This window comes from Loktanella sp. R86503 (assembly GCF_042466455.1).
Taxonomy (GTDB): Bacteria; Pseudomonadota; Alphaproteobacteria; order Rhodobacterales; family Rhodobacteraceae; genus Loktanella.
On sequence record NZ_JAXHCI010000002.1, the window covers coordinates 2,296,433 to 2,312,288 of the forward strand.

17 protein-coding genes and 1 tRNA gene are annotated in these 15,856 nt (G+C 58.8%); 10 read left to right on the plus strand and 8 right to left on the minus strand.

What is annotated here, in order from left to right:
* Positions 1-9: 9 nt before the first annotated feature.
* Positions 10-1,449: a Glu/Leu/Phe/Val dehydrogenase gene (locus tag SJY10_RS12215; protein ID WP_386682961.1), complete on the minus strand. Its 1,440-nt coding sequence runs from the start codon at positions 1,447-1,449 to the stop codon at positions 10-12.
* Positions 1,450-1,784: 335 nt separating this feature from the next.
* Here SJY10_RS12215 and SJY10_RS12220 point away from each other — a divergent pair, with 335 nt between their 5' ends.
* The 3 genes from SJY10_RS12220 to SJY10_RS12230 are packed head-to-tail and all read left to right on the plus strand — an operon-like array spanning position 1,785 to position 4,578.
* Positions 1,785-3,350 (plus strand): pilus assembly protein TadG-related protein, encoded by a 1,566-nt coding sequence (locus tag SJY10_RS12220; protein WP_386682963.1) that lies wholly within the window; start codon positions 1,785-1,787, stop codon positions 3,348-3,350.
* 53 nt (positions 3,351-3,403) lie between these two features.
* Complete coding sequence (locus SJY10_RS12225) at positions 3,404-3,922, plus strand: TadE/TadG family type IV pilus assembly protein (protein WP_386682965.1); 519 nt, start codon at positions 3,404-3,406, stop codon at positions 3,920-3,922.
* Complete coding sequence (locus SJY10_RS12230; RefSeq protein WP_386682968.1) at positions 3,919-4,578, plus strand: TadE/TadG family type IV pilus assembly protein; 660 nt, start codon at positions 3,919-3,921, stop codon at positions 4,576-4,578. Before SJY10_RS12225 ends, SJY10_RS12230 begins: the two co-directional genes overlap by 4 nt.
* A gap of 66 nt (positions 4,579-4,644) precedes the next feature.
* Here SJY10_RS12230 and SJY10_RS12235 read toward each other — a convergent pair whose 3' ends face one another.
* Entirely contained in the window at positions 4,645-5,109 is a 465-nt protein-coding gene (locus tag SJY10_RS12235) for a hypothetical protein (protein ID WP_386682970.1), read from the minus strand.
* Positions 5,110-5,214: 105 nt separating this feature from the next.
* The gene (locus tag SJY10_RS12240; RefSeq protein WP_386682972.1) at positions 5,215-5,811 is read right to left on the minus strand and encodes a TetR/AcrR family transcriptional regulator; all 597 of its coding nucleotides are present in this window, start codon (positions 5,809-5,811) and stop codon (positions 5,215-5,217) included.
* 93 nt (positions 5,812-5,904) lie between these two features.
* Between SJY10_RS12240 and SJY10_RS12245 the strand changes: the two genes are divergently transcribed.
* The 5 genes from SJY10_RS12245 to SJY10_RS12265 all read left to right on the plus strand — a co-directional run bounded on the left by SJY10_RS12245 (position 5,905) and on the right by SJY10_RS12265 (position 10,615).
* Positions 5,905-6,207, plus strand: a complete 303-nt coding sequence (locus SJY10_RS12245) for a hypothetical protein (protein ID WP_386682974.1) — start codon at positions 5,905-5,907, stop codon at positions 6,205-6,207.
* Positions 6,208-6,264: 57 nt separating this feature from the next.
* Complete coding sequence (locus SJY10_RS12250) at positions 6,265-7,548, plus strand: homoserine dehydrogenase (protein ID WP_386682976.1); 1,284 nt, start codon at positions 6,265-6,267, stop codon at positions 7,546-7,548.
* Positions 7,549-7,661: 113 nt separating this feature from the next.
* Positions 7,662-8,627, plus strand: coding sequence for a class II fructose-bisphosphatase (glpX, locus tag SJY10_RS12255; RefSeq protein WP_386682978.1), 966 nt, complete (start codon positions 7,662-7,664; stop codon positions 8,625-8,627).
* A 63-nt stretch (positions 8,628-8,690) separates the two neighbouring features.
* Positions 8,691-10,442, plus strand: coding sequence for a single-stranded-DNA-specific exonuclease RecJ (gene recJ, locus SJY10_RS12260; RefSeq protein WP_386682980.1), 1,752 nt, complete (start codon positions 8,691-8,693; stop codon positions 10,440-10,442).
* Between the two features lie 98 nt (positions 10,443-10,540).
* A tRNA-Glu gene (locus SJY10_RS12265) sits at positions 10,541-10,615 on the plus strand.
* A gap of 10 nt (positions 10,616-10,625) precedes the next feature.
* Here SJY10_RS12265 and SJY10_RS12270 read toward each other — a convergent pair.
* From SJY10_RS12270 to SJY10_RS12285, 4 genes are all read right to left on the minus strand, one after another.
* Complete coding sequence (locus tag SJY10_RS12270) at positions 10,626-11,540, minus strand: tyrosine-type recombinase/integrase (protein WP_386682982.1); 915 nt, start codon at positions 11,538-11,540, stop codon at positions 10,626-10,628.
* 340 nt (positions 11,541-11,880) lie between these two features.
* Complete coding sequence (locus SJY10_RS12275; RefSeq protein WP_386682984.1) at positions 11,881-12,441, minus strand: MerR family transcriptional regulator; 561 nt, start codon at positions 12,439-12,441, stop codon at positions 11,881-11,883.
* Between the two features lie 78 nt (positions 12,442-12,519).
* A complete protein-coding gene (locus tag SJY10_RS12280) occupies positions 12,520-12,771 on the minus strand; it encodes a hypothetical protein (RefSeq protein WP_386682986.1) in 252 nt (83 codons plus the stop codon).
* Positions 12,768-12,986, minus strand: coding sequence for a hypothetical protein (locus SJY10_RS12285; RefSeq protein ID WP_386682988.1), 219 nt, complete (start codon positions 12,984-12,986; stop codon positions 12,768-12,770). The genes SJY10_RS12280 and SJY10_RS12285 overlap by 4 nt, the downstream gene beginning before the upstream one ends.
* Before the next feature lie 80 nt (positions 12,987-13,066).
* On the opposite strand from SJY10_RS12285, the gene SJY10_RS12290 reads away from it, so the two are divergent.
* The gene (locus SJY10_RS12290; RefSeq protein WP_386682989.1) at positions 13,067-13,303 is read left to right on the plus strand and encodes a transcriptional regulator; all 237 of its coding nucleotides are present in this window, start codon (positions 13,067-13,069) and stop codon (positions 13,301-13,303) included.
* Positions 13,300-13,506, plus strand: coding sequence for a hypothetical protein (locus SJY10_RS12295; RefSeq protein WP_386682991.1), 207 nt, complete (start codon positions 13,300-13,302; stop codon positions 13,504-13,506). The genes SJY10_RS12290 and SJY10_RS12295 overlap by 4 nt, the downstream gene beginning before the upstream one ends.
* A 140-nt stretch (positions 13,507-13,646) precedes the next feature.
* Here the strand turns inward: SJY10_RS12295 and SJY10_RS12300 are convergent, their stop codons facing one another.
* Positions 13,647-15,779, minus strand: coding sequence for a hypothetical protein (locus tag SJY10_RS12300; RefSeq protein ID WP_386682993.1), 2,133 nt, complete (start codon positions 15,777-15,779; stop codon positions 13,647-13,649).
* Positions 15,780-15,856: the final 77 nt, after the last annotated feature.

Consider the following 15,856-nt stretch of genomic DNA (forward strand, 5'->3'; position numbering starts at 1 on the left):
CGCACAAGGTCAAAGCCCCTTGGCGCGGTAGCTGTCCGCCACCTTGCGAATGGACACCAGATAGGCGGCAGTGCGCAAATCAGGGACATCATCGCGGCTATGCCATACCTCGCGCATGGCCTGATAAGCCGTCCGCATAGTGTCATCGAGGCCGGACCGCACCAATTCAAGTTCGTCCGCACCGCGCAGATACTTTTCCTTGAAGTTGGGTGTCATCGACCAGCGGTGTTCCAGCATGTCGTCCAGTCGCTCCAGCTCTGCCACGATCAGCTCATGACGCGCTTCTTCTGCGCGCCGCTGCATCCGGCCGAAACGGATGTGGGACAGGTTTTTGACCCATTCAAAATAGGACACCGTCACCCCGCCCGCGTTGGCATACATATCGGGAATGATCACGGCACCCTTACTGCGCAGTACTTCATCAGCGCCTGCGGTGGTCGGGCCATTCGCCGCCTCGATGATCAGCGGTGCCTTGATCCGGTCGGCATTGGTCATGTTGATGACCCCTTCCAACGCAGCAGGAATCAGGATGTCGCAGTCATGTTCCAGCAAGGCCGCGCCATTGGCGTCATGCGTGGCATGGGGGTAATTCGCAACGCCGCCATGGCTCATGATCCACTTTTTGACGTCTTCGACATCCAAACCGGCTTCGGCGTAAAGCGATCCGTCATGTTCGATGATGCCGGTGATAATGGCATCGTCTTCTTCACTTAAAAATTTGGCGGCATGATAGCCGACGTTGCCAAGACCTTGCACGATGACGCGCTTGCCGGCCAGCTTGCCTGACAGTTTCGCCTTTGCGACATCATCCGGGTGGCGGAAAAATTCACGCAGGGCGAACTGCACGCCGCGCCCCGTCGCTTCTGTCCGGCCCTGAATACCGCCCGCGTTGATTGGCTTGCCTGTCACACAGGCTGAACCGTTGATGTCGGTCGTATTCATCCGTTTGTACTGGTCGGCGATCCAGGCCATCTCACGCTCTCCCGTGCCCATATCGGGGGCGGGGACGTTTTGCGCCGGATTGATCAGGTCGCGTTTGATCAACTCATAGGCAAAGCGGCGGGTGATCTGTTCCAGCTCATGTTCGTCCCAAGCGCGCGGGTCGATACACAAACCGCCCTTGGACCCGCCGAAAGGCGCATCAACCAATGCGCATTTGTACGTCATCAAGGCCGCAAGCGCTTCAACCTCGTCCTGATGAACGCTGAGGGCGTAGCGAATCCCGCCCTTGACCGGTTCCATATGTTCGGAATGCACCGACCGGTATCCGGTGAACGTATGGATAGCACCGCGCAGGCGAACACCGAACCGGACGACATAGGTGGCGTTACAGATGCGAATTTTCTCTTCCAGGCCGGGGCTAAGGTCCATCAGCTTAACCGCACGGTTAAACATGATGTCGACGCTTTCGCGAAAACCGGGTTCTGGCGCAGTGGTCTGCTGGTCCATCGTCGTATCCTTTTTCAATACGCCGCCCTTCGGCGGCCCGCATGAGTACGGTGTAAGTCGAAGCCTAGCCCGATTCGCGATAAGGCCCAACACAACACGCGCTGTCACAACAGATAGTTAACGCAGGCTTTCAAACGCTTGCCAAACAATCCGCCTGTATCGCCGATTTCGATACAATCGCCTGCCCGATAGGTGACTGTCATCGCAAGACTGCAATTTGGCCAGTTCCGCGGCTCAGTTCTGCCGCAATTTTGCCACCCCATCGGTGTCTATGTCGGGTTGGCGAAGTGGGATTCCGCGCGCGCCTTGCCCAGATGGCAATTGAAGGAAAAAGAATGATGCAAAAGACTGACCCGTCCCATAGCCCACGGTTCAACCGGATCCGGAGCTGGCTGTTGCATCTTGCCCGGTCCGAGGATGGCAATCTTTTCATCGTCTTTCTGCCGATGCTGTTTATCATGATGGTATGGGGCGGCATTGCGGTCGATCTGATGCGATTTGAATCCCGCCGCGCCACATTGCAGGGCGTGACCGACCGCGCCACACTGGCGGCGGCCAACCTGGACCAATCGCTGGACCCGGCAAGCGTTGTGCAGGATTATTTCGTAAAATCCGGCCTAGAAGACAGCATGGACGGTGCGCCGATTGTAACTGAAGGCTACAAAAGGCGTGAAGTTTCGGTCAAGGGCCGTTACGATCTTGATACCTTTTTCATGCGTCATCTGAATAACGTTTTATACGCCACCAAGAGTGAAAACGATTTCAAAACGCTGTCAGCGATTGCAAATTCGACTGCAGTTCAGGGCGTTGGCGCTGTTGAAGTCTCTCTTGTTCTCGATTTATCGGGTTCGATGTATTATTACATCAACGGCACGACGACCCGCCGCATCGACAAGCTACGCACTGCGGCAGTCAAATTCATCGAGACTTTGCTGGTCCCAGAATACGAAGACCGGATTTCGATTTCGCTCGTCCCCTATTCAGAACATGTCAATATCGGGCCAAGTCTATTTAATGAACTGAAAGTCAACCAGAATCACAATTTCTCTCATTGTATCGAATTGCCGGCCAGTTCGTTTACGACGACGTCGTTCAGCACCAGTACGACATATGACCAAACCCAGAATATCCAGACCAACGCCTATGGATTCGGTAGCACATCCAAAGCCGCATCGGGATATACGCGAAACACAGCTAACCCGGCACTGGATCAACCCGTCTGCCCGAAAGAAACATTCGAACGGATCATCCCGATCAGCCAAGACAGCGATGAATTGACAACCGCCATCAAGAAATTCCAGCCGCGCGCCGGTACGTCTATTTTTCTTGGCCTGAAGTGGGGTGCGACGCTGCTGGACCCATCGTTCCAGACGACAATTGCCAAGTTGCCGTCAGATATGATCGACGACGCCTTTGCCGGGCGCCCGGAACCTTATGAGGCCGAAGCCGGTGCCAATAGCAAAGTCAAATCGCTGAAATATATCGTGCTGATGACTGACGGATATAACGACCGGTCCTATCGTATGAACGACAGCTTTTACGATGATCCCAGCGAGATTTATTATTGGGCACACCATAACCTTGCCTGGGCTATGCAGAGCAGTAACAATGGTCCCGACGTATCGCAGTGCACCTATCTGAATTGCTCCGAGTTCTATACCGCAGCGCAGGGCGTCGGATATATGCAAAGCATGTGCACCGCAGCTAAGAATAAAGGCATTATCATCTATGCCATTTCCATGTCTGGCGATGACAATGATTCCGATGCGGTCGCAGGCCGGACGGAAATGGCAAAATGCGCCAGCACCACAAACCACTTCTTTGCAACTTCCGGCGCGGAATTGGACGAAATCTTTGCGAATATCGCAGAGCAAATTACAGATCTGCGGTTGACCCAATGATGCGCCGCATTTCCAAGATACGCAGGGCCCGCCCCTTGTCCTTTTGCCGACGAATGCGCCGGTTCCGTGCGTCAGAAGCCGGATCGTCGACGGTCGAATTTGTTATTCTGTTTCCAGTCATCTGGATGATGTTCGGCATGACGATCGAGGCGGGCATGTATTCCATGCAGCAGGTTATGCTGGAACGTGGCCTGGACCTGACCGTGCGGGAAGTGCGCCTAGGCATCATGGATAATCCGACCCATGACAAACTGGTGACGAAAACCTGTGAAAACGCCTTGATCATGGTGGATTGTGAATCCAGCCTTCGGCTGGAGATGATTACCTCTGGCCCGACAACCTTTGTCGCGCCATCACGCAAGATCGCCTGCGTCGACAAGGCCGCGGCCACGCCCGCCACGGTCAACATTGTGAACGGCGCCAACAACGATCTGATGATGCTGCGCGTGTGTATGAAGATCAAGCCGCTGCTGCCTTTTGCTGGTTTGGGAAAGGCCCTGATCGAAGACTCGAACGACTCTTATTATTCGCTGACCGCAACCTCCGCCTATGTGATGGAGCCGTTCCAATGACGATGACAACTCGCCTGCGTTTGGCGCTGCACCGCCTGTGGCGGCAGGAAGACGGCACGCTGACAATCGAATTCCTGATCCTGGCACCGATCATGTTCTGGACGTTTCTGGCGACGCTGGCCTATTTCGACGCCTACCGCGCCGAGGCAATCAGTGAAAAGGCTGCCATGACCATTGCCGACGTCATGAGCCGGGAAACAAATGGCATTTCAGACACCTATCTAGACGGTGTCTATGGCTTGCTACAGTTTTTGACCTATAGCGATGCGAATCCGGAAATGCGTGTCAGCGTATTGCGATATCACGATAAAACCAGTCTGACACCCGATGGCACCGACGACCATTTTCACGTGGTCTGGTCAGAGGTTCGCAACGACGAAAGCACCGGGAAACAGGAAAAGCTACAGACGAGTGACGCCAAAACGATGACTGCAAAACTGCCAAAGATGGGGAACGAAGATCGGCTGATCCTGGTCGAAACCTGGACCCATTACGATTCCGCCTACAACTTGGGTATGCGGAACGTCTGGGGCGGTAATGACGGCGACGGCGAAATCAAGGACATCGTGATGCAGACCTATGTTTTCACCGCACCCCGTTTCGGTCAAACTTGTTTTGACAACACGCCGGCCACCGTCGACGACCGGATCTGCTAGGCAGACAGTGGCCTGCCGTGGCACTTGGCTCGTCCTGACGAACCGTTAGGCAGACTTTGCTGGGCGTCAGATGACGCCCGCGATATCGAGCGCGATCCGGTCGGCCAACGCCTTTGACACGCTCGGCGGCGTCAGACCGCCGACGCCAATCCGCCGGCCCATGCGCCAGTAAAGCCCCGGCTGCCATCCGCGTGGTTGCGCAGTTTTCATCCGCAACGTGAACCCGTTCGACGGCTTTAGAGCCATCGGGCTGCGATCAACGCCGATGATATCGCCGCGCGCGGCAATCAGGTGGCCTGCCGCATCCGTCAGCCCGTCCTGCGTCCAGATCAGACTGTCGTCCCGCCCCTGCCACATCGCATAGCCAAGCGCCAGCGCGGCCAATCCTGCGGCAATCATCAAAGCCTGCGCAATCGGGCCTTGCGAGACGGCCGAACGCAGCAGCAGGGCGGCAACCGCCAGCATGACGCCAATGCCCGTCGCTGTCCGGATGGCTGTCGGTGCAAGGGTCGGCGGCGCGGCTTGGGTCATGAGGGGATGCTCCGGTGCAGGTTCATCAAGATTACAATTGGCGGGTGCATGAATCGTCGGGGACGGATCGTGCGTCATCGTCATGACACGGGCTGCATTGCAAACTCAATCCAATCTCGCGCCGACCGACTGGCAGACCAGCTTACAGTAATTTGCCTCGATCTCGGGCACAGTCAGGCGGCCATCCGGGCGATACCAGTTTGTGATTCCCGTCAACAGTGCAATCAGGCCCAGCGTTGCGACGCGGCAATCGGAAATGCTGAAATCCCCTGATGCAACGCCGTCGCGCAGAATGCTTTCAAGGCGGTCTTCGTATATGCGGCGCAGATCGGCAATCTGGGCAAAGTTTTCATCCGTCAGGTTGCGTAGTTCCATATAGCTTAGAAATACGGTGTCCCGGCGGGGCAGGTGAAACCGGATATGGAACCGCGTGAAGGCATCCAACCGGGCCAAAGGCGTTCCGGTCAAACCCGCGTCGTCAAGTGCGGCAATCAGATCCGTCATATTCCCGCGCAAAAGGTCGAACAAAAGCGACTGCTTGTCGGCGGTGTAATTGTAAAGCGCGCCGGCTTGTACACCGACCTCTGCCGCAATCTGGCGCATAGACACAGCCGCATAGCCGTGCCGGGCGAACAGCCGCAGTGCGGCGTCCTGCACCTTTGGTCCGGTAATCCCGGCATGAGAGCCTTGCTTGCGCGCCATGCCCCCCATTAACTGAACATGCGTTCAGATGAAAAGCGGTTTCCCCCGCAGCCTGTCCTGCTATGTTGCCTGCGTGTCCCAAAGGTAGCACCCATGCCCCCTGCCCGTCCCTTGTTTCTGACGTTTCTGCTGCTGGCCGGCTGCGCCGATGCGCCATCGCTTGACGGTCGCGTTTCCGCTGCCGCCGCCGCGGCACCCTATCCGCAATTGCAGCCCTTGGCCCCGCTGTTGGCGCAGGCGGCGCAGCCCGGCCGGATTACAGCTACGTCGACTGCGCAGATGGATGGCAGCACTGCCGGTTTGCGCGCCCGCGCCGCCGCCTTGCGCGGCCCGGTGATCGACGCTGCGACACGCGCCCGGATGCAGCAGGGCATCGCACGGGCCGCGTTGCGGTAGCCCACGCTTTTCGCTAGTACCGCCACAACTTATCGCCGCAATATCGGAGCCCCCCTTATGTCAGACCCCCTTCGCCTTGGTATCGCGGGACTTGGCACCGTGGGTGTCGGCATCTTGCGGATCGTGCAAAACCATGGCGATCTGCTGGCGGCCCGCGCCGGGCGGCCCATCGTGATTACTGCGGTTTCTGCCCGGTCGCAAAAGGATCGCGGCGTCGATCTGTCCGGCTACGCATGGGAAGACGACCCTGTCGCCCTTGCCGCGCGGGACGACGTCGACGTTGTGATCGAAGTCATGGGCGGCCATGAAGGGCCTGCCAAACATACCACCGAAGCCGCCCTTGCCGCTGGCAAGGATGTTGTCAGTGCCAACAAGGCGCTGCTGGCGATCCACGGTCAAGCCTTGGCAGAAGCGGCTGAGGCCACGGGCCGCGTCATCCGCTTTGAAGCCGCCGTCGCGGGCGGCATTCCCGTCGTGAAGTCCCTGATCGAAGGACTGGCCGGTAACGAGATTACCCGCGTGCTGGGCGTGATGAACGGCAGCTGCAACTATATCCTGACCCGCATGGAAGACGCAGGTCTGACCTATGCCGAGGTTTTCGAGGAAGCCAACCAGCTTGGCTATCTGGAAGCAGACCCGGAACTTGACGTAGGCGGTATCGACGCAGGGCACAAACTGGCGCTGCTGGCCGCGATTGCCTTTGGCACGCAGGTCGATTTCAGCGGTGTCGCGCTTGAAGGTATCGGCGCGGTCACGATCGAAGATATCCGCCAGGCCGCTGACATGGGGTACCGTATCAAACTGCTGGGCGTGGCGCAGATGACCGGTCGCGGGTTGGAACAGCGCATGTCGCCTTGCCTTGTGCCCGCCACGTCGCCTTTGGCACAGCTGCAAGGCGGCACCAACATGGTCGTGCTGGAAGGCGATGCGGTCGGCCAGATCGTGCTGCGCGGCGCAGGTGCAGGCGAAGGCCCCACCGCCAGCGCCATTATGGCCGATGTCATGGATCTGGCGCGCGGCACCCGCTATGCCACCTTTGGCCAGCCGGCGCACACACTGCGCCGCGCCCGCGCCGCGACGGCCGCTATTCCGGCACCATATTACCTGCGCCTGCAATTGTTGGACAAACCCGGCGCGCTGGCCAAGGTCGCTGCCGCTTTGGGCGATGCGGGTGTCAGTATCGACCGGATGCGCCAATACGATCATAACGACACCGCGGCCCCCGTGCTGATCGTGACGCATAAGACGACACGCTCTGCCTTGGACGAAGCTCTGGCGCGTTTCACCCAGACCGGCGTTGTGACCACTGCCCCTGTCGCAATCCGTATCGAAGCGGTCTAGCGAAAAGCGCCCCGCAATATGCGGGGTGAAAATCGCAAATCCTGTTAGCGATCACATGCTTGTCATGCCGCCCGGTTAAACGCTAGGCCAAGGCAACATGCGAAGGAGCTACCATGTCTACGATTCCCGACTTCAACGATCGCAGCCTGTCACTTGGTCTGGCGCGGGTGTCCGAAGCCGCCGCCATCGCCTGCGCCCCGCTGATCGGGCGCGGTGATGAAAAGGCTGCCGATCAGGCCGCTGTCGATGCCATGCGCACCCAGCTGAACAAACTGGACATTGCCGGCGTCGTCGTGATTGGCGAAGGCGAGCGGGACGAAGCGCCGATGTTGTTCATTGGCGAGGAAGTCGGCACGGGAAACGGCCCGGGCGTCGATATCGCGCTTGATCCGCTCGAAGGCACAACATTGACCGCCAAGGACATGCCGAACGCTTTGGCCGTCATCGCCATGGGGCCGCGCGGGTCCATGCTGCATGCGCCCGATGTCTATATGGACAAGCTTGCCATCGGGCCGGGCTTTGCGCCGGGCGTCGTGACCCTGGACATGAGCCCCGCCGACCGCGTTAAGGCGCTGGCAGAGGCCAAAGGCTGCACCAGCCGCGATATCACGGTCTGCGTGCTTGAACGGCCGCGCCACGAGGATATGATTGCCGAAATCCGCGCCACCGGCGCCGCGATCCGGCTGATCACGGATGGCGATGTCGCCGGCGTCATGCATTGCGCCGACGCCGCGCGCACGGGCATTGATATGTATATGGGCTCTGGCGGCGCGCCAGAGGGTGTACTGGCCGCAGCCGCGCTGAAATGCATGGGCGGGCAAATCTTTGGTCGCCTGATGTTCCGCAACGACGACGAACGCCGCCGCGCCAGCAAGGCCGGAATCACGGATTTTGATCGCGTCTATACGCGCGATGATATGGTCACCGGCGATGTCATCTTTGCCGCGACCGGTGTGACCGACGGCAGCCTGCTGCCCGGCATCAAGCGCGAGCCGGGGTTTGTGACGGCGGAAACCATGCTGATGCGGTCCAAGACCGGCTCTGTGCGGCACATGCGCTATCGCAATCCGGTCGCATAAGGGGCATCTGGTGGCCCATGCCTTTTGCAAAGGCGGATATGACCACAAGACACAGGTGACACGATGACAGATCAAGCGGCGTATTTGGGTGTTGGGGCTTCTCTGACCGGACGCCGCTGGATCGGCCCCACCGCAGAAGAAGATCGTCTGGCCGAAGCGATGGCGCAGGACACGGCATTACCGCCCGCCTTATGCCGCACCCTTGTGAAACGCGGCGTTCGCGCCAGCGATGCAGCCGCGTTTCTGGCCCCTACCCTGCGTGACTTGCTGCCGGACCCCCGCAGCCTGCGTGATATGGAAAAGGCGGCGACCCGGTTCCTGGCTGCCGTCAAAGCACGCGAGCGGATCGCCGTCTTTGCCGATTATGACGTGGATGGCGGATCGTCGGCGGCGCTTTTGCTGGTCTGGCTGCGCGACATGGGCCTGCGCGCGACACTTTATGTGCCGGACCGTATCGACGAAGGTTACGGTCCCAATGACGCGGCAATGGCCGCGCTGGCAAAGGATCACGATCTGATCGTCTGCGTCGATTGCGGCACGGTTTCGCACGGCCCTATCGCGGCCGCCGCGGCTGCTGACGTGATTGTGCTGGACCACCATTTGGGCGCTGAAACTCTGCCACCTGCGCTGGCCGTGGTGAACCCGAACCGTCAGGATGAAAACGGCGATCTGGGGCATTTATGCGCGGCGGGTGTCGTATTCCTGATGCTGGTCGAAGCGAACCGCCAGATGAAGACTGCCGGCAATCAAGGGCCTGATCTGATGGCCCTGCTCGATCTGGTCGCGCTGGCCACCGTGGCCGATGTGGCCCCATTGGTGGGCGTGAATCGTGCGCTGGTGCGTCAGGGTCTGACCGTGATGGCGCGGCGGCAGCGCGCCGGGCTGGTGGCGCTGGCGGATGTGGCGGGCATGGATCAGGCCCCGACATCCTATCACCTTGGCTTTTTGCTGGGCCCGCGCGTGAACGCGGGCGGGCGCATCGGGGCCGCAGATCTGGGCGCACGCCTGCTGGCGACCGCTGACCCGGTCGAAGCGGGCGCACTGGCCGAACGCCTAGACCAGCTGAACACTGAACGCCGAGAGATCGAGAACCGCGTGCGCGAAGCCGCGCTGGAACAAGCGACCGCGCGCGGTCTTGACGCCCCCCTGGTCTGGGCCGCCGGCGCAGGCTGGCATCCCGGTGTCGTCGGCATTGTCGCCGCTCGCCTGAAAGAAGCCACCAATCGCCCTGCCATCGTCATCGGACTGGAGGACGGCACTGGCAAAGGTTCTGGCCGGTCCGTCAGCGGCATCGACCTTGGCGCGGTGATCCAGCGTGTCGCTGCCGAAGGATTGCTATTGAAAGGCGGCGGTCACAAAATGGCCGCCGGCCTGACTGTGGCAGAGGACATGCTCCCCGCCGCAATGGACCGTATCGCCGCCCTATTGGACAAACAGGGCGCAGGTGCCCTTGGGCCGTCGGATCTGCGAATCGATGCGTTGTTAATGCCGGGCGCGGCAACGGTCGAGCTGATCGAAAAAATTGCGGCGGCCGGTCCTTTTGGTGCCGGCGCCCCCGCCCCGCGATTCGCCTTTCCCGATTGCCAGATTCTTTTCGCAAAACAGGTCGGCACGGGGCATCTGAAGGTGACTTTTGGCGACGGTTTGGGGGCACGCATCGATGCAATCGCTTTTGGCGCGATGGATGGGCCGCTTGGCGCACGTCTGACGCAGCACGGCGGCGCGCGTTTTCACCTTGTTGGCCGGCTGGAGGTCAACACATGGCAAGGCCGGCAAAGCCCGCAGTTGCGACTTGAGGATGCCGCACCCGCTTAAATTGCGAAAAATGGGGGGCGGCAACTTTTTTCCAAACTTAGGTGAAAATGTTCTTGCACCCCCCCAGCGCATTACTTAGAAGCCCCCTTACCAACAGTGGCCCGTTCGTCTATCGGTTAGGACGTCAGGTTTTCAACCTGAAAAGAGGGGTTCGACTCCCCTACGGGCTGCCACGGTTTCATTTTAGTTCTTTCCTTTCAAGGGCTTAGAATTAGAATTGTCCAACCTATCTTTTAGGTTGGTCACGTTTACCTTCGCAAAACCACTGTCAGACAGCCGCCCGCGATTGGCCTTTTTGGTATACGTCGCCGCCTCTTTTGTGTCCGTGTGAGCAAGGTAAGAAGCGATCTCCCATTCACTCGCGCCAGCGTTCGCCAAGCGTGTCGCACCGGCCTTACGCAGCCCGTGTAGTGACCCCGGAACGTTGGCCTCAGTGCAGCGGTCACGGAACCAGTTTCCGAAACCAGCGGGCGTATATGGCTTGTCTCTGCCGTCATGCGTGATGAAAAGCATCCGATCCGCCGCGACGTGCCGTAGCTCCTCGGCCAGTTCGGGCAAGATCGGCATATCTGCTGCGACAGATGTTTTCCCGCGCCGATATGCGATCCGATCAACGCCGTCAGTGCGGCTTACAAGCTGCCGTCCAGCGCGGGTTAAATCTTGCCGCGCCATGCCTGTATTTAGCGCCAGCAACAGCACCAGACGCGCTTTAGTGCCGGGTCCGTGCGTATCTAAAAATCTGTCAACTTCATCGTCGGTCCAAGTGTGGTATCCGTCTGGATTGATTGTGCGGCGGTCGGCATGTCGTGCGGGATTGGATCCGGCATAGCCCATCTTTTGCGCTGCAAAGTTGAATAGCATCGAAAGGTTCTTTTTGACGGTATTTGCCGCAACTGGCCCTGTCTTTTTGCCCATCAGGGCTTCGACGTGCCGCACTTGCAAACTAGCATATTGATATTTTCCCGCGACGCCGCGCAGCCAATCCAATTCAAGCCGGATCGTCCGTTTGCGACTGTCCGAAAGGTTCTTGAACCGTAAGCTGCCAAGGTATTGCTCTATCAGCCATGTGATAGTGCCATGATCGGCACGGGACCGCACCGGCACCTTTGCCCCCTGCACTGCCGCCTCATATTCGGAACGGAATTGCTCTGACCCGTAGGCCCCGCCGATGTATGCAGATAACCCACGCGACCGATACCGCCACCGCACCTTGCCATGGCGATCCGTCACGCGTGTAACGCCGGGAAAGGGGTTCTTGCGCTTCATCCTAGCAACTCATCAGGGTTCGGCCCACGCTGTGATGCTGGGGTTTTTCCAGCGACGATTGAAACCGTCCCATCGGGCAACAGGTCAACGTGCCATTCAGCAACGCCCGCCGCCTGCATCGCCTTTGCGTAGCGGGTAAGGTCAGACTGCTTAAGTATGGCGGAACGTTTGCTCATTGCTCGGTGTTCTCGATTTCAAGCGTGATCAATGGTAGAGGCGCAGCGGCTGCGATTATGTGGGCAATGCCGGTCAGGTCGATCACAATAGCGCACGGCCTGCCACGCATCCCGCCGTCTAACTTCCGTAGATCATCAGTGCGCCCCATAATCGGCTGACTTGAGCCAATGACAGCGAACAACCAATTGTCATCGTCGGACACGCCTTTAACTAGCCCGCTTAAAGCGCGGCCTTTTTCTTCATCGCTAATTGGGTCGCCAGCAAAAACGGTTACGTCGTCCTTCCATCTGGCAAAATTTGCGATGACAGGGAGGATAGCCAATGATGCAAGGTCAAACGCTTGCGGCAAAGGAATGCCACCAGAGGTTAGCGCGTGAACGGTAGTTAGCTCGATCAGGTCATCTAGGCTAAATTTGGCCCGCCCGCCGCCTTGGATCTTGCCGATGAAGTTTCGTCGCCGCCAGTCGCGCTGTGTAGCGCCGGACACGCCCGATATTTCCTCAACCTCTTTGGCAGAAAAGGTCCGTGTCGTGGTTTTGCAAGTGTAAAGTGTCATATGGACCACCTCCGTTTCGTGAGACGTATCACGCATCTATTTGCGTGGCAAGTCTCACGTTACGGGAAAAGTGGAATTTTATCCGGCGTTGTTTCGTTCAACTGCCGCAGCCTCCTTTGCAAACATTTCATCGCGGCCCACCAATCGCCCCATCGCGTTTGAAATGGCGCAGATCGCATCCCGCCGCATGCGTTGGTGAACGCCCTTGATTGATTCTTGAGCATAATCCCAAGCCAAGATTTCGAGCGCACTCGCCAGCCCGGTCATGTCTGCCAAGATGCTGTCGGCCTCGTCCAAACGGTCGCGCAGGGGGTTCTTTTCCTCGGTCATGCTGCGGCCCCCTCTTTGCGGTCTAGCCCCTCAAGGTCGAGCGTGAGGCGGTCAGCTTTGCCAATCAGTTCATGCACAAGCGCGTAGGCTGCGTTCGATGCTGGCGACGAATTCGAGTTGCTTTCGCTGATTAGGATTTCCAGACCTTGCAGCAATCCGTGAAGGAATGTTGCATCAGTCGCGCATTGTTGGATCGTCTTGGGTGTTGCGGTCATTGTCTTTGGCTCCCAGTGTGTGTATCAACAATTAATGTTGCTAACCTAGGGCCGACCGCCCGTCAATAAGAATTGTTGATATGACCCCAGCCCAAAGCCGTGCAGCCCGTGGAATGATCGGACTCTCTCAAACCGCCTTAGCCGAAAGTTCCAGCTTGGGGCTTTCGACCGTGGTGGACTTTGAGCGCGAACGCAGGGTCGTGTCGGATCAGGCAATAGCTGCGATGAAAGCCGCCCTAGAAGCTGCTGGCGTTGTGTTTCTGCCTGCAAATGGCAATGGTCCAGGTGTGGCTCTGCAAAAGGATTGGACCAAATGAAAGTCCGCAAACCAACGGCACAAGAACGTGCAGTATTGGAAGCTTTTTCTGGAACGCCAGAACCTTGGGAGCGATTTTCTGGCGCGGGAACTGTCACTAAGCAGAGCCTCTTGCAGATGAATTGGATTCGACCCAATACCGACCCCGATTATGACTCAAGCTGGTTTGAAATAACACCGGAAGGCGAAGAGGCGCTATATTAGGCTGGCCCCATCGGATCCTACCCCGACGTGCCAGCCTTGCACCGCGCCTGTGAAAGGATCAGGCCGTGCCTTGTCGGCGGTTTACCCACTCACCGACTAACGGGGATCGTTCGCGCAGACGGTGCGCAGGTGATACCAACCTATCCTGAAACTTTGGTATGCCGTGACACGATGCCGGGGACTTCCTTGCGTAGCTGGCCCATGCCTTGCTGCACGCCGTTGCGAGTGACGCTCTGGACGAACGGCATAAGGTTGCCGTTATTGTCTGCCGACACGCCGACCGTGACTTGCATCGCCCCGCCGCTGTCCCTACCGCCGCCCAGCTTGTTGTTCGGGATAATCTTGCCGCCGCTTGGTGGCGTGAACAGTTCCGGCCCGCGTTCGCCTACAACGTAGGATTTGCCGCTAGAGACAGACCCGCCGTTAGCCCGAAAGCCGCCGAAAGCGTTCATTGCCGCCCCGGCCAAACCGCCCAAACCACCACCGCCACCGCCAATGTTGGCAAAGGTGCCAGTGCCGAAAATCGCGTATTCAATCGCCGCCCGTTTGATTGCGTCCTTAAACTGGTCAAACGCATCAGCGCCGCCCATCGCTGCGTCAATGATGCTGTCTTTCCACGACTCGTTTAGGCCCTCCAAAGCTGCGATCTGGTCTTGCGCAGCCTCATACTCGCCTGTCAGCCGACCAACCTCTGCCGCCTCTGCATTGATCCGCTGCGTTAGTTCGTCGGTTACAGCAATGCCGCGCTTTTTCGCCTCGTCTAACAGGTCGTAGCGGGCCTTCATCTCGGCAATCTCTGCCGATGTTTTGCCAATCGTTTCGATCTGTCGTTCCAGCGCCTGAATGTCGCGCTCTACGTCGGCATAGAAAGGCGTTTCCGTCTTTGTGCTGCCGGAACCCTTCGACTTAGACCCGCCGCCGCTTGCCTTCTTCGGTGCGCTTGGGTTGAGGTAAGACGATGACCGGGCGTTCGCCACGCCAAGGTTCTGTTGCCCGCGAAACTCGCCCGCGCTCTGCACTTGGTCTGTCTGCGTGCCGCGCTCGTCGTCGCCAAGCGGGGCCAGCTTTGCAGCCAGTGCCGCCTTGGCCTCGGCGTTCTGTGCCGCTGTGAAGGCCGCAGCCGCGTCCCATGCCGCCCCGGCGACTTCGCGCATACGGATAAGCAAGGTGTCAGCCGATGGAAGGGCGCTGTATATGCCCTCGCCAATTTCATACGCGGCTAATACCGCATCGAGGGTTGAATTGTGGACCTCGCCAATCGCTGCGTCCAATTCCGTCGCGACCCGCGCCGCGTTCGCCGCCGCCTCTGCCATTGCATCGAATTGAGGGGGGATCTCCCAGGCTGAACCATAGATCGCAATGAGCATGTCATTAAGACGGGTTGAAGCGTCAGCGATCTCGCCCGGCCCTCTTGCCGCCCCAATGCTGTCCAAGGCGTCACGCAAGGACAACGCTTGATCCTTTGACAGCCCAAATTCGTCCGTCATCCGCGCAATCGCGTTGCGCCCGTTGTGGCCCCCTTGGTCAATCGCTGTAAACAGACCGCCAAACTCGTCTGTCAGTGACGCTGCCGCCGTCTGTGCGTCCTGTAGCGCCGCTTTCATGGCGAGTATGCGCAGCAAGTCCAATTGGCCCTGCAATGCGCTTGCACCGTCGCCAAAGCGGGCTGTCAGGTCATCGGTGGACATTCCGGCAAGGTCCGCAGCGGCCTTGTATGCATCTAGGGACGCCTGCAATTCTTCGATTGCGTCGCCGTAGGTTTCCGCCGCATCGCCGCTGCTCATAAAGCTGGCAATGACTGGTGCGCCAACAGCCAAAATAGCGCCAGCGATTGCACCGTATGCGCCAAACACCCCTAGCATCTGCGTTCCCTGCTGTGTGAAGGCCGTGATAGCGGACGTGCCGCCTTGCACCTGCACCGCGAAGTCTCCCACCTGATAGCCAAGCTGCTGCGCTACGTTCTTATTGCGCTGCAGAACGTTGGTCAGCCCTGCGTTCGAGTTGGCGAAGGCGGTCGCCCCTGCCGTTGCCTGCTGATATTCCGCGTTTAGATTGTCCATCAGCTTTGCAGCGCGATCAGCGTCGATCTTGCCAGCGGCCAATGCCCGGTTCACCTGTAGCTGTTCACGCTCAAAGCGTTGCGCCGCCTTGGCCAACGGGTCAAAACGCTGTTCCATGCGCTGAATAGATTTCGCAGCGGATTGTGCTTTTTTCTCGAATTGATCGTTTTCGAGTTGTAGCAGAATAGCGATCCGCTCTGTTTCCGTGACCATTTCTAGACCCCTTCAAATGTGTAGGCAGGCGAAAAAATAGCCGCCGCCCCTACGGTGTGATCGGTGGCGACATCAGC

What these genes read in the sequence shown, in the direction of transcription:
- SJY10_RS12215 (WP_386682961.1), bottom strand. Translation starts at nt 1,449, where the DNA reads ATGGACCAGCAGACCACTGCGCCAGAACCCGGTTTTCGCGAAAGCGTC.
- SJY10_RS12220 (WP_386682963.1), top strand. Translation starts at nt 1,785, where the DNA reads ATGATGCAAAAGACTGACCCGTCCCATAGCCCACGGTTCAACCGGATC.
- SJY10_RS12225 (WP_386682965.1), top strand. Translation starts at nt 3,404, where the DNA reads ATGCGCCGGTTCCGTGCGTCAGAAGCCGGATCGTCGACGGTCGAATTT.
- SJY10_RS12230 (WP_386682968.1), top strand. Translation starts at nt 3,919, where the DNA reads ATGACGATGACAACTCGCCTGCGTTTGGCGCTGCACCGCCTGTGGCGG.
- SJY10_RS12235 (WP_386682970.1), bottom strand. Translation starts at nt 5,109, where the DNA reads ATGACCCAAGCCGCGCCGCCGACCCTTGCACCGACAGCCATCCGGACA.
- SJY10_RS12240 (WP_386682972.1), bottom strand. Translation starts at nt 5,811, where the DNA reads ATGGCGCGCAAGCAAGGCTCTCATGCCGGGATTACCGGACCAAAGGTG.
- SJY10_RS12245 (WP_386682974.1), top strand. Translation starts at nt 5,905, where the DNA reads ATGCCCCCTGCCCGTCCCTTGTTTCTGACGTTTCTGCTGCTGGCCGGC.
- SJY10_RS12250 (WP_386682976.1), top strand. Translation starts at nt 6,265, where the DNA reads ATGTCAGACCCCCTTCGCCTTGGTATCGCGGGACTTGGCACCGTGGGT.
- glpX (WP_386682978.1), top strand. Translation starts at nt 7,662, where the DNA reads ATGTCTACGATTCCCGACTTCAACGATCGCAGCCTGTCACTTGGTCTG.
- recJ (WP_386682980.1), top strand. Translation starts at nt 8,691, where the DNA reads ATGACAGATCAAGCGGCGTATTTGGGTGTTGGGGCTTCTCTGACCGGA.
- SJY10_RS12275 (WP_386682984.1), bottom strand. Translation starts at nt 12,441, where the DNA reads ATGACACTTTACACTTGCAAAACCACGACACGGACCTTTTCTGCCAAA.
- SJY10_RS12280 (WP_386682986.1), bottom strand. Translation starts at nt 12,771, where the DNA reads ATGACCGAGGAAAAGAACCCCCTGCGCGACCGTTTGGACGAGGCCGAC.
- SJY10_RS12285 (WP_386682988.1), bottom strand. Translation starts at nt 12,986, where the DNA reads ATGACCGCAACACCCAAGACGATCCAACAATGCGCGACTGATGCAACA.
- SJY10_RS12290 (WP_386682989.1), top strand. Translation starts at nt 13,067, where the DNA reads ATGACCCCAGCCCAAAGCCGTGCAGCCCGTGGAATGATCGGACTCTCT.
- SJY10_RS12295 (WP_386682991.1), top strand. Translation starts at nt 13,300, where the DNA reads ATGAAAGTCCGCAAACCAACGGCACAAGAACGTGCAGTATTGGAAGCT.
- SJY10_RS12300 (WP_386682993.1), bottom strand. Translation starts at nt 15,779, where the DNA reads ATGGTCACGGAAACAGAGCGGATCGCTATTCTGCTACAACTCGAAAAC.